Source organism: Desulfofundulus thermobenzoicus (assembly GCF_009428905.1).
Taxonomy (GTDB): Bacteria; Bacillota; Desulfotomaculia; order Desulfotomaculales; family Desulfovirgulaceae; genus Desulfofundulus_A; species Desulfofundulus_A thermobenzoicus.
This window is the reverse complement of the sequence record NZ_WHYR01000007.1, coordinates 90100-101963: the sequence shown is the minus strand read 5'-3', so window position 1 is coordinate 101963 and position 11864 is coordinate 90100. Positions and strand designations below refer to the sequence as shown.

The following is an 11864-nucleotide window of genomic DNA, read 5'->3' as shown; positions in this document are numbered from 1 at the left end:
CCGGCCGCCCCTTTCGCGCCCCCCCTGGTGGTGGTACCCAAACGGGCCGCCGCCCGGGTGGATCTGGTGGTGGTGGGCTCCTCCACCGGCGGCCCGGCCGCCCTGCAGGTGATCATCCCCGCCCTGCCGCAGGACTTTCCCGCCGCCCTGGTGCTGGTGCAGCACATCCCCCGGGGCTTCTCCGCCTCCCTGGCCGAGCACTTAAACCGCCGCAGCCGCCTGCCGGTAAAACACGCCGTGGAGGGGGACCCCGTCATTCCCGGGCGGGTGCTGGTGGCCCCGGCCGGCTTCGAGCTCACCTTCCGCGGGCAGCCGGGGCACGTGACCGTTCACCTGGATGCGGGCCGCGGGCCCGTTCCCCCCGGGGGTTTTCGCCCGTCGGTGGACGGGGTCATGCTCTCGGCGGCGGAAATATTCGGTGCGCGGGCCATGGGCGTGCTGCTCACGGGCATGGGCCGGGACGGGGCCAGGGGCATGGCCGCCATCCGGGAAAAGGGCGGCCCCACCATCGCCCAGGACGAAGCATCCTGTGTGGTCTTCGGCATGCCCAAAGCGGCCATCGAACTGGGGGCGGCGGAAAGGGTGGTGCCCCTGGACAGGGTGGCGGGGGAAATGGTGCGGATGATCCAGCAAACCGGCATATCTTGAGCTGATCTTGATTTGATGCCGGTTGATGTATATAATAATGTATATAACACATGGATAGAAAAAAGGGTGATCTGGATTGATCCGCAAGCAGGTTTATATAAAGCCGCATCAGGACGCCTTGCTTAAAAAAAAGGCCGGGGAATTGGGGGTAACGGAAGCGGAATTAATACGGCGAGCCCTGGAGACTCATCTGACCGCCGGAACAGTTGTCCAGAAAGACATGATGGCCTGGGAGCGGGAAAAACAATTTATTTTGAGCCGGATTAAACCGGGTAACCGGGAACAGAGACGCCAATGGCGGCGGGAAGAACTTTATGAACGCTAAGGTGCTGGTGGACACCAACATCCTGGTTTATGCGTACGACCCGGCAAATTCCGGCAAACAGCAGAAGTCCATCGAGCTTCTTGATCGGCTGGCCATCACCCGTTCGGGTGCTTTAAGCGTACAGATCCTGGCGGAGTTTATCGTCACGGTTACCCGCAAGATAGCTGAACCCCTGGATTATGATCATGTGCGGGTGAGTGTGGAAAATTACCTGCATTCGTGGACCGTCTTCGATCTCACCGGGCTGATTGTTCTGGAGGCTATTCGTGGTGTTCGGGAACATAAATTTTCATATTGGGACGCCCAGATCTGGGCTACAGCCAGGTTGAACCAGGTACCGGTGGTTCTCAGCGAAGATTTTCCTTCCAACAGTACCGTGGAAGGGGTGAGCTTTATTAATCCCTTTGAAAGCGACTTTTTTTTATTATAGCGTAAGTTCAACAAACGATCTCCGGCAAATCAACCCTAACCGGCAAAAACACTCAAAACTCCTGCCAAACCGGGGCCATTACCCGCTCAAGAATTTCCCTCCCCTGACGAAATTAAAGGTAGACAACAGGGAAATCACCGGCCATCAGATCCAACAGGGGGTGACCAGACCGTGAAAATAAACCATATCGACCCCCGCCTGGTCAGCGACATCTACACCCGGCGGCAGGAAGCCAAAAAAGCGGCTTCTTGCGCCGCACAGCCCGGTTCCGCCGGTCCAAAGGAAGCCGCCGATACGGTGGAAATATCCGGTGCCGGCCGCGAACTGCAGTTCTACCGGGCGCGCTTAAAGGAAATGAGCGACGTGCGGCAGGAGCGGGTGGCGGAAATAAAGCGGCAGCTGGCGGAAGGCACCTACCGGGCCGACGCCCGGCGCATAGCCGGCGGCATCATTGAAGAGCGGCGGCTGGACAGGCGGGTATGACGGTCCATGGGAGATAAATTAACCGCACCCCACCCCGAGGGGGAATATTTCACCGCCCTGATCCGGCTGCTGCAGCAGGAATTATCCCTGGTGCAGGATCTGCGGGCAGCCGCCGCCAACCAAAGGAACGCCCTGGAGAAAGACGACACGGAGCAGATAATGGCCGCCGCCCGGCAGCAGGAAGCCCTGGGGATGAAGTTGGCCGCCCTGGAAGAAGAGCGGCAGCAGTGCCGGCAGGAACTGGAACGGTCCCTGGGCCTGCCAGCGGGCAGGGCTTTAAAGGAACTGCTCCCCCTGGCCCCCCCGGAAACCAGGGAACAGCTGGCGGACCTGCGGCGGCAGCTGAAGGAAGGGCTGGCGGAGTTAAAGCAGTTGAACGCCACCTGCCGCATCCTGGCCACCCGGGGCCTGGCGGTCACGCGGCAGGTTTTACAGCTATTCATAAAATCCGGGGGGCAGGCATACGGCCCGGAAGGCACCGTGAAAACCCTGGGCGCCCCGCCGGAGGGCCGCCTGGACCGGTCCTTTTAGTTGCGATAATCACTGTTGGGGCCGTGCCGGTATCATCCGCGAAAAGCCACGGCAAAACAGCCCGGCAGGATGGTGGACCAGCGCGTGCCCGGTTAATTTCCGGGCATCAACAGACGTCACAGCAGAACAATCCGTCTGGGATAACGCCGGGCTTCCTGCATAGCGCAACTCACTACCGGCGACATTGAAAGGTGGTATCACCCTTTGCTTTCTACCTTTTTCGGCATGGAAATAGCCCGCCGCGGCCTTTTGTCCAGCCGCGCCGCCATGGATGTGACAGCCCACAACCTGGCCAACGCCAGCACCAAAGGCTACACCCGCCAGGACCCGGTTTTCACCACCACCGACCCCTACACCATGCCCGGCGCCTGGCAGAAGCTGCTGCCCGGCCAGATCGGCAGCGGGGTTGAGGTGTCCCAGATCCGCCGCGTCCGGGACAGCATCCTGGACCAGCAGGTGCGCGGCGCCCTGGGGGAAGACGGCTTCTGGAGCGAGCGCCAGGACGCCCTGCAGCGGGTGGAGGCGGTGTTTCCCGAGCCCTCGGATGTGGGGCTGGGGGATGTCATCGGCCGATTCTTCAACGCCTGGCACGAGCTGAACAACAGCCCCACCGACCCGGGGCTGAAGGCGACTGTGAGAGAAACAGGGCAGGAGCTGGCGGTCAACATCCGCCAAACATACACCCAGCTCAAAGACATAAAGGGCAGCCTGCAGGAATCCATCGATCTGAAAGTGGACCAGATCAACGCCATCGCCCGGGAGCTGGCGGGCCTGAACAGGGAAATCGCCCGCATTGTGGCCAACGGCAACCAGCCCAACGACCTGCTGGACCGGCGGGACCTGCTCCTGGACGAGCTGAACGGCCTGGTGCCGGTGCAGGTTGTGGTTAATAAAGACGAAACCATAAACGTTTCGTTGAAATATTACGATGGTAACACGGAAAAGCAGCAGAGCCTGGTGGTCTACGACGGAAGTTATTACCAGCTGAAAGCGTCCATAGACGCCAGCAGTGATGAACTGAGCCTGAATGTCCTGGATCAAAATGGCAACCAGGCCGTCACTGTCCCCTGGACTGCCGGCTCCGAATCCTTCCAGCTACCCGGATCCCTGGCCGGGGTGGAAAACGCCCGCCGGCGGGTGCAGGACTACATGGACCAGCTGGACCAGCTGGCCTACAGCGTGGCGGCGTATGTGAATAATTTGCATCATGATAAATACGACGGCAATGGTAATTTAATTATAGATGTAAATAATCCAGATAAGGGCGTGGATTTTTTTGCATTGACTGCCCCAACATATAATGATACAAATAACAACACGGATAGTGATCCGTTAAACGATAGCAGTGACTATAAAAAATATGACGAATTAACAACTGGTGAACGTGATAGTTATGTCAAAGGCTATGCCGGAAAGATCGACCTTTCCGACAAAATCAAAAGCGACGTAAATAACGTCAACGGCGACCAGGCCCTGAACATTGCCCGGCTGCGCACCGAACTGACCATGTCGCCGGATGCTGCAGGTAACCCCACAGCCACCTTTGAAGCCTTTTACCGGGGCCTGGTTGCCGGCGTTGGCGCCGATGCCCAGGGGGCCGACCATCAGGTGGGTACCACCCGGGCGGTTCTGCAGCAACTGGAAAACCTGCGCCAGTCTGTTTCCGGCGTCTCTCTTGATGAGGAATTAACCCGTCTCACCCAGTTCCAGTACGCCTTCCAGGCCTCCGCCCGCATGGTTACCGTGCTGGATGACATGCTGGACACCCTGATCAACCGGATGGCCGTGTAGGGCATAGTTGCAGCCGGGGTTCATCACCCGGGATACAATAGACGCTATTTTCCGTTCCCGGTACCTTGAGAGTACCGCCGGTTACCCGACCGGGTAACTGGAAGGGGAGCTCAAATTGTACGGTTGCTTCAGGAGCACCGGCGTCGCCTGACGCTATACCGCGGCAAAGAGAGGTAGAAAACCATGCGTATAACCCACGGCATGATTGCCGGCCACCTGGTCAGCGCCATCCAGCTGAACCTGGAGGGCCTGGTCAAAAGCCAGGAGCGCATGTCCACCGGCAAGAAAGTGAACCGCCCCAGCGACGACCCCAGCGGCACCAGCCAGATCATGGCCGTCATGACCGATCTCAGCACCACCCGGCAGTACCTGCGCAACATCCAGGACGGCCTGTCCTGGCTGAACCAGGGCGACGCCACCATGGGCGACGCCACCGGCCTGCTGCACCAGGCCCGCACCCTGGCCGTCCAGGGGGCCAACGGTACTTTGACCAGGGACGACATGGCCCTGCTGGCACAGCAAGTGGACGGCATTATCGATTCCATGGTCAACGTGGGCAACGCCTCTCTGGGGGGCAAGTACATCTACGCCGGCACAAACAACAACTACCCGCCCTTTGAGAGGGTAAAAAGTTTTGTTAGCAGCGGCAATTTACAGATAGTTATTGATGGTAGTCCATACAAGATCGATAAATCTTTTTTTTGGTATGATAATACTTCAAAGACAATTACAATGCAAACAACAGACACATCTCCTTCTGTTATAACAATCACACTCACCAGGGAGGCAAACACAACCACCATTGAAGACAAAAACGATCCCAGCAAAACTATTATTACCTGCTACTCCTTTTCCGGCACACTGGATCTGCCGGGAACAACAGCTGACGACAAAATACCCCTGGCCGGCTCCATATCAATAGAAGAAGACTCCTCCGGTAATAAAACAATTACTTCCATCGACCTCACCATCTTCAAAGGGGACGAAAAGCCCATCCAGCGGGAGATTTCCGCCGGTTCGGTGGTAGATGTAAATTCCAACGGTAAAGAGGTTTTCCTATATCAGCCGGCAGATGATAAGGAAGACCAGACCAAACCGAACATCTTCGAAAAGCTCTACCTGCTGCGGGACGCCCTTTACACGGGCATGTACGATAAGGTGGACGAATCCCTGGGCAATATGGACAATGCCATGAACTGGCTTATGGAGCACCGGGTGTCCATGGGCTCCCGCACCGCCCACCTGGAGTCCCTGCAGAGCCAGCTGCAGGACCAGGAAGTACGGCTCACCGGAGTCCAGTCCAGCCTGCAGGACAGCGACATCGCCCGGGCCACCATCGAATTCCAGCAAAAGCAGCTGTCCTATCAGGCGGCCCTCTCCGCCGGGGCGCGCCTGCTGCAGACGTCACTCCTGGACTTCCTGCGGTGAAAAACCGATGGTTGGTAGCTTAATTTTGATGGATTTTTACCCAGGGGAACGCTTTTTAAAGGAGGCGCACAAGCATGAAAGTCGGTGCCGGTGGACTGCAGTCCATGGCCGCCCAGGAAGTGGTACCTGTCCGGCGCATCGAACCCCCGGCGGCCGTAAAGAGGGATGACGTTTTTCCCCAGGGGGCGCCGCCACCCGAGGAAGGGGGCATCGGACGGGAAGAAGTGCTGGCCGCCGTGGGCCGGTTGAACCAGGCCGCCGAAGCCCAGAACCAGCCCCTGGAATTCCTGGTGCGGGATGAAGGGGAAAGGTTGAAGGTGGAAGTGGCCGACAGGCAGTCGGGGGAGGTAAAGGGGGAAATACCCCTGGCCGATGTGCTGGCAGCAGCCCGGAAGCCGTACAAAACCATCGGTTTACTGCTGGACCGGTATCTTTAGAAACCACGAAATAGATCCTGCCCAGGAGCAAACTTTAATGTTACTGCCGGGCCACGGCTGTATCAGAACCCGCTGCAGCGGCCGGTGATGGTCTATAAAATGGTAGAAGCCGTGAATTTGCAGGACAATTCATGAAGCGCTGTCGCAGAGATGTGGGAAACAACCGGGCAGGTGCTTATTAGTGGCATGTGCATGTTTAATTTCAGCACCCGATGCCGCCTACCGGCACAACCGGTTCCGCAGACCATTACCTTGCGACCAATCTACCGTCTATCCAGCATCTGTCTGGCGGCTGTCTACCGGCTGGCATCCAGCTTCCCGGCGCCGGCGGCCATGACCTTCATATACTCCAGGGCCCGTCTCCCCGCCTGCAGGCGGACTATTTTATTTCTCAGCTCCTGCAGGTGGCAATCCATCAAATGCCTGCTTTGCTCTTCCAGCGCCCGGATCTCCTGCAACGCCGACCGGGTTTCCACCGCACCCAAAAGAGGTGCCGCGGATGCCGTCAGTTGCCGGTCCAGCTCATCTATCTGCCGGATGATTTCCTGCCGGGCGGCCAGCAGTTGACCCACACTGGTTAAAAGCTCCTGCTCCAGGGATTCCGGGTTCTTATCTCCACAAGAAGCCGCCGTCCTGCGTTCGACTTCGCCTCTCGTCTCCGGGGATTCCGGGTTGTTCTCGCTGCCTCCAGTCAGGACGGTCAGGGAATGATCCATCTTATCCCCTCCGGCGGATTCCGGGTTGTCCCTGATGAACGCCGGATTGTTATGGCGGCCCGGGACCGTTTCCCTCACTATACAGGTCGGGCTATTTTCAGCGGCCGTGTTCTGCCGTTCCATGGTCGCGCCGGCGGGAACGGTAGGGGAGGCACCTGTTTCCCGTCCCCGGGATGTATGCAAAGCCGCCAGGAGCCTTTCGGTCATGGCCCGGTACTCCCGCAGCAGGGCCAGTTTACGGGCAACCGGTCGGCCCCCTTCACCGGAGGCGATTTCCGTGGTACAGCAGACCGACCGGTGCAATGCCAGGCACTCCGGCCGGTGGCCCGCGTCATCAGCGGCACTATCCGTGGTAAAACAGCCCGGCTGGTGCAAATCCTGGCGCTCCGGCTGGTGATTTCCCTCGCCAGCGTTCCTGCCCATAACAAATCCACCGCCGATCACCCCGGCACTGTTCGGGTAACCCAACTGCCCATGCTCCTTCATTCCACGGCCCCCTCCCGGGCTGTTGCTGCACCGGACATTTCACCGGACGGTCCGCCGCCCTTTTGCAGCGCCTCCTGCCAGGTGGCCCCCAGGTCCTCCAGCATCCGTGCCACTTCATTCAGTATGCCGGCGTCCTTTTTTATATTGGCCTCCACCAGCCGGCGGTACATGTAATCGTAAAGGGCAGCCAGATTCCGGCCCACATCTGTCTCGTCGTTGACGGTGGCCAGCAGGTAAACCATAATATCCTGCGCCCGGATTATTTTCTGGTGGGCCCCCGGCAGGTCGCCGGCCTCCAATGCGGACCGGGCCTGGCTGGTGAATTTGGCCGCGCCGTTAAAAAGCATCAAGGCCAGCCGCCCCGGGTCGGCGGTCAGGACGGCGTTCTGGCGGTACTGCTGGTAGGGGTTGTTCAAAGCCAATCCGCATTCACCTCTTTAAACAATCGTCCTTGTCCATCTATTATCTTCCCCCGTACATATTGAACTGCTGGGCCAGCCAGGTGCTCTGACTGTTCATCTGGGCGATGTACTGTTCCATCAGGGTAAACTGCTCCCAGTACCGGGACTCCAGGCGGGCCAGCCGCTCGTTCTCCCGGTCGATTCTATCCTGCATCTCCCGTATGGAGGTGGAAAGGAAACTGTTGTCCACCAGGGAAAAGCTGCTGGGAGCGCCGGCTTCATCGGTCAGCCGGTTCACGGCCCGGCCCAGTGCTTCGTAAAAGCGCACGCCGATGCCCTTTTCCTTGTCGGTGGCTCCGGTGCGGGTGAAAAGATTCATCACGCCCTCCGGGTCCCGGTTCACGGCCTCTCTTAGAATATTTTCGTTCAGGTACAGCTTGCCGCCATCCGTGTAGGCCCCCAGGATGATCTTCCCCTGGTCGTCCAGCATGTATCCCTCCGTAATACCTATGTCCGCCAGGGCGTTCATGCTCGCGTTCAGGCCGTCCACCACGCCGGTGATGGCCGTGCGCAGGTCATAAACCATATTCTGGAGCAGGGGGTCGTTCTGCAGCAGCCCGCTCCTGGCCTTTTGCTCCCAATTTTTAATTTCCTCTTCGGACATATCCTTCTTCTGGTCTTCCGTCAGGGGGAGGTAGTCCCGGTAGCGTTCTTCCTTTAGCTTGCTGTTTATCTGGTTCAGGGCGTCGTTGTACTGCTGGATGAAATCTTTAATTTTCTGCACAATGGCATCGGTGTCCGTCTGTACAGTAATCAGTACCGGTGATGTAGATGGAATGGTCTTTTTCAGCGTAAATGTTACCCCGTTCAGCGTAAAAGTGTTTTCATGCTGTGTAATGGATAACCCGTTCAAGGTTAATACGGCATCCTGGCCGGTCAGATCAGCGGGAGTTGTTATTTTCAACTTGTCGCTTAAAAAGCTACCGGTGAAAGTAAACTTGTTTTCGTAATAATATCCCGTTTTGGTGGTGGAAATCACCACCTTCTGGGTGCTGGCTTCGTAAAAAGCGGTCAGCCGGCCGCCTGTCTTCGTCCCGATGTCCGCCAGGAGCTGGTTGAGGGTCTGGTCGGGACTGACATTGATGGTGATGTTCTGATCTACAGTACCATCGGCCTTGTAGGTGCTGATGGTAAAGGACGTGGGCGCCGTGAGACCAAAGGATTTCGTCGTATCGGACATTTTTGCGTCCGGGTCGAAACCGGCTCCCAGGCTTTGAGTGCTGACAAGGCTACCCACCTGGGCCAGTTGGGAAACTGCCACCTGGTAGGTGCCGGTGGGCGCGTTTGCCCCCACAGCGGCCGTCACCGCCGTTTCATCACTGGAAGTGGCCTTTTTTACCGTAAAGGTGGCCTGCAGCTCCATGGGTAAACCGTAATTGGTGCGCAGGTTTGTGAGGGTTGTATTGATTGCCCGGTAGTCCTCCTGCTGCCACTTCAGCAACTGCTGGTTCTGCAGCATCCGGTCCAGAGGCATGCGGGCCGCCTTCATCAAATCTTCCACCATGCTTTTGGTGTCCAATCCGGAAGCCAGGCCGGTCATGCGGTTGACCGGGTTGAAATAAGAGCTCATGAATGAATATCCCCCTTAAACCCTTTGATTGCTGGGCATCCTGATTTTCTTATACCTTTTCATCCACCAAAAGTCCCATAAGCTTCTGGATATGCGCCACCAGATCCAGGATTTTCTCCGGCGGGATTTCGTTTAAAACCTCTCCCGTCTCCTGGTCGATTATCTGCACCATTATCCGCCCGGTGGCCTCGTGGATTTTAAAATGAAAGCGGTAATCATAAATGCGGGCCGTTTTGCTCAGCTTTTCCAGGGCGGGGGTGAGGAAACGATCTTCCTGCGCTTTTTCCGGGGCAGCCGGGAGCCGTTCGGTATCCCCGCTGGTCTGCCCGGAATTCAAGAAAGTACCGTCCGGCATTAATTCAAGGGCCTTCTTGCCCTCTACCGCCGTAACGCCCATTTTGTTTCACATTCCTTTCCCGGGTACGGGTTATCAAATGCTCTGCGGTGTCAGTGCAGTTCCTGCGCTGGCTCCGGCCTTAGCCGGGTAAAGGAGCCCTGCAACAATGGTATCAAATTACCCTGCATGATGTTGCAAAGCGCCGTCAGGTCGCCCTCATCCAGGGCCTGGACCATTAAGGGATATACGCCCTCCATCTCCGACAGCGCCCGGGAGAAGGGGAAATACTCCCGGTTGGGCAGCAACTCGCTGGCCACCACGAAAGCATGCCTTATGCTCTCCAGGGCGTCCGCCAGATCACCAAGTCCGGTCATGGCCCGCTCCACCTGCTTCGCCTCCAGCAACTGGCAAATCTCACGGGCGGCAATGGCCACGGTGGGCAGCAGTTCCGCCAGGGCCAGGGCAATGTCCGCCAGTGCCCCGGGCATTCTCCCCGCCCTTATTTCCAGATAAAGACCATCACCGGCGGCGTCTTCACCGCCCGGGGCCTCCCGGCAATCCTCGCGGTCCACATGGATGTTTTCGATAACCAGGCCCCTTTGCCATAAATGCAAAGAAACCCCTTCCACCGCCCCGGCCAGCGTGCCGGGCAGGGGAGGCGAAAAAAATTCCTCCGTTACTTCCATACCGTTTACAAATATCTTCATAGGCCGACCCACCTCCCCGCAGCCGCCGCTTCCCACCGGTTCCGTCATGTCAAAGACCGAATCGGCTTTATAAAGTTATGTAAAGAGCCGGCCGGCATGGGAAAACCGGCCGGCCTAAATGTGCCGGAAAAATTAGCCGAGGAGCTTGAGCACCGCTTGAGGCGCCATATTGGCCTGGGCCAGCATGGCCGTGCCGGCCTGCTGCAGGATCTGGTTGCGGGTAAAGTTCATCATCTCCTGGGCCATATCCACGTCGCGGATGCGGGACTCGGCTGCGGAGAGGTTCTCCGAGGAGACACCCAGGTTGGCGATGGTGTGCTCAAGGCGGTTCTGCACGGCACCCAGCTTGGAGCGCTCGATGGAAACGGTGTTTATGGCATTGTTAATGACGGTAATGGCGTTGTTGGCGGCGTCCTGGCGGAGGACCAGAATACCCTTGGCCGCCACCGCATCGGATGTCACCACGCCGTTGATAGTTACACCGGCATTTTTAGACGTTGTGAATGCACTAATTGTAACATTTTCAGCAGAAGCTTTGTTAGTCCCGATTACACCGCCTTCAAGGGTGGCCAGGAAGGAGAAGCTTTTACCGCTTAGACCATTAGCGTTATTAATGGCGTTAATGACATCATTAAGGGTAGCGGTTACACCACCTGTACTTGTTGCAGCTAAAGTTACCGTTAATGTTGCAGAAGTTGAATCATAGTTTGCAGTCGTACTTGTGGTAGCCGCAGTAGCTGCTTTAAGATTAACTTTATATGTCCCCGACAAACCCTTGCCAATTACCTGTACGGTAATTCCGGCAGAATTTGATCCTACTCCGGTTACCTGGCCGTAATCCGCCGTTACGCCCAGGGAATAGGCATCCATGGGATTGATGTTCAACTGGATGTTCTGGTTCTGGTTGGCCCCGATGTGGAACAACTGACTGGTAAACCCGCCGGCCAGCAGGTTCTTGGTGTTGAACTCGGTGGTGTTGGAGATCCGGGAAAGTTCCGCTGCGAGCTGGTTCATTTCGTCCTGGATCTTCTGCCGGTCGTCGTTGGTGGAAGTGTCGTTCGCCGCCTGTACCGCCAGTTGCCGCATGCGCTGCAGGATGCTGTGGGTTTCGTTCAAGGCACCCTCAGCGGTCTGGATCAGGGAAATGCCGTCCTGGGCGTTACGCACCGCCTGGTTCAAACCGTTGATCTGGCCGCGCATTTTTTCAGAGATGGCCAGCCCGGCGGCGTCGTCGGCCGCCCGATTGATCCGCATTCCGGAGGACAGCTTTTCCAGGGACTTGGCCAGGGCGCTGTTGGTCTGGTTCAGGCTCCGCCAGGCGTTTAAAGCGCTGATGTTGTGGTTGATGATCACTGCTTTCTTGCCTCCTTTTAACACACTTATTAATATTGCAGGGATGTAAGATAACCCGCCCTTGCCCCGGGGCGGTGAAAGGCGGGCTGCATTTGCCCCGGGGCGATTAAGGCGGGCACTTCCGCCCCAGGGACAGGCTCACCCGAACGCTCCATCCCCAC

The 11864-nt window shown here is 57.7% G+C and carries 14 protein-coding genes; 8 read left to right on the top strand and 6 right to left on the bottom strand.

Annotated features, from left to right (window positions below):
* The 8 genes from GFC01_RS04260 to GFC01_RS04225 all read left to right on the top strand — a co-directional run.
* On the top strand, positions 1–648 hold a 648-nt coding region (locus GFC01_RS04260; protein ID WP_194174810.1), incomplete at its 5' end, for a CheB methylesterase domain-containing protein.
* A 76-nt stretch (positions 649–724) separates the two neighbouring features.
* Positions 725–973, top strand: a complete 249-nt coding sequence (locus GFC01_RS04255) for a ribbon-helix-helix domain-containing protein (protein ID WP_152945399.1) — start codon at positions 725–727, stop codon at positions 971–973.
* Positions 963–1403, top strand: coding sequence for a PIN domain-containing protein (locus GFC01_RS04250; protein WP_152945398.1), 441 nt, complete (start codon positions 963–965; stop codon positions 1401–1403). Before GFC01_RS04255 ends, GFC01_RS04250 begins: the two co-directional genes overlap by 11 nt.
* A gap of 171 nt (positions 1404–1574) precedes the next feature.
* Complete coding sequence (gene flgM / locus GFC01_RS04245; protein ID WP_152945397.1) at positions 1575–1886, top strand: flagellar biosynthesis anti-sigma factor FlgM; 312 nt, start codon at positions 1575–1577, stop codon at positions 1884–1886.
* Positions 1887–1892: 6 nt separating this feature from the next.
* Entirely contained in the window at positions 1893–2417 is a 525-nt protein-coding gene (locus GFC01_RS04240; RefSeq protein ID WP_152945396.1) for a flagellar protein FlgN, read from the top strand.
* A 204-nt stretch (positions 2418–2621) separates the two neighbouring features.
* On the top strand, positions 2622–4208 hold the full coding sequence (flgK, locus tag GFC01_RS04235) for a flagellar hook-associated protein FlgK (protein ID WP_152945395.1): 1587 nt from the start codon (positions 2622–2624) through the stop codon (positions 4206–4208).
* A 183-nt stretch (positions 4209–4391) separates the two neighbouring features.
* Entirely contained in the window at positions 4392–5636 is a 1245-nt protein-coding gene (gene flgL / locus GFC01_RS04230) for a flagellar hook-associated protein FlgL (protein ID WP_152945394.1), read from the top strand.
* 74 nt (positions 5637–5710) lie between these two features.
* Positions 5711–6073 carry a flagellar protein FlaG gene (locus GFC01_RS04225; RefSeq protein WP_152945393.1) on the top strand — a complete coding sequence of 121 codons (363 nt, stop codon included), beginning with the start codon at positions 5711–5713 and terminating at the stop codon, positions 6071–6073.
* 296 nt (positions 6074–6369) lie between these two features.
* On the opposite strand, the gene GFC01_RS04220 is transcribed toward GFC01_RS04225, so the two are convergent.
* From GFC01_RS04220 to GFC01_RS04195, 6 genes are all read right to left on the bottom strand, one after another.
* Positions 6370–7275: a flagellar protein FliT gene (locus GFC01_RS04220; protein WP_152945392.1), complete on the bottom strand. Its 906-nt coding sequence runs from the start codon at positions 7273–7275 to the stop codon at positions 6370–6372.
* A complete protein-coding gene (gene fliS, locus GFC01_RS04215; RefSeq protein ID WP_152945391.1) occupies positions 7272–7697 on the bottom strand; it encodes a flagellar export chaperone FliS in 426 nt (141 codons plus the stop codon). The genes GFC01_RS04220 and fliS overlap by 4 nt, the downstream gene beginning before the upstream one ends.
* A 40-nt stretch (positions 7698–7737) precedes the next feature.
* Positions 7738–9306: a flagellar filament capping protein FliD gene (gene fliD, locus GFC01_RS04210; RefSeq protein WP_152945390.1), complete on the bottom strand. Its 1569-nt coding sequence runs from the start codon at positions 9304–9306 to the stop codon at positions 7738–7740.
* 49 nt (positions 9307–9355) lie between these two features.
* Positions 9356–9703 (bottom strand): flagellar protein FlaG, encoded by a 348-nt coding sequence (locus GFC01_RS04205; protein ID WP_152945389.1) that lies wholly within the window; start codon positions 9701–9703, stop codon positions 9356–9358.
* Between the two features lie 50 nt (positions 9704–9753).
* Positions 9754–10350, bottom strand: coding sequence for a DUF8042 domain-containing protein (locus GFC01_RS04200; RefSeq protein WP_152945388.1), 597 nt, complete (start codon positions 10348–10350; stop codon positions 9754–9756).
* A 132-nt stretch (positions 10351–10482) separates the two neighbouring features.
* Entirely contained in the window at positions 10483–11703 is a 1221-nt protein-coding gene (locus GFC01_RS04195; RefSeq protein WP_341473746.1) for a flagellin N-terminal helical domain-containing protein, read from the bottom strand.
* Between the last annotated feature and the right edge of the window lie 161 nt (positions 11704–11864).

Bases quoted from the DNA above. Each gene is read 5' to 3' on its own strand.
- GFC01_RS04250 (WP_152945398.1), top strand. From the start codon at position 963: ATGAACGCTAAGGTGCTGGTGGACACCAACATCCTGGTTTATGCGTAC.
- GFC01_RS04240 (WP_152945396.1), top strand. From the start codon at position 1,893: ATGGGAGATAAATTAACCGCACCCCACCCCGAGGGGGAATATTTCACC.
- flgL (WP_152945394.1), top strand. From the start codon at position 4,392: ATGCGTATAACCCACGGCATGATTGCCGGCCACCTGGTCAGCGCCATC.
- GFC01_RS04225 (WP_152945393.1), top strand. From the start codon at position 5,711: ATGAAAGTCGGTGCCGGTGGACTGCAGTCCATGGCCGCCCAGGAAGTG.
- GFC01_RS04220 (WP_152945392.1), bottom strand. From the start codon at position 7,275: ATGAAGGAGCATGGGCAGTTGGGTTACCCGAACAGTGCCGGGGTGATC.
- fliD (WP_152945390.1), bottom strand. From the start codon at position 9,306: ATGAGCTCTTATTTCAACCCGGTCAACCGCATGACCGGCCTGGCTTCC.
- GFC01_RS04205 (WP_152945389.1), bottom strand. From the start codon at position 9,703: ATGGGCGTTACGGCGGTAGAGGGCAAGAAGGCCCTTGAATTAATGCCG.
- GFC01_RS04200 (WP_152945388.1), bottom strand. From the start codon at position 10,350: ATGAAGATATTTGTAAACGGTATGGAAGTAACGGAGGAATTTTTTTCG.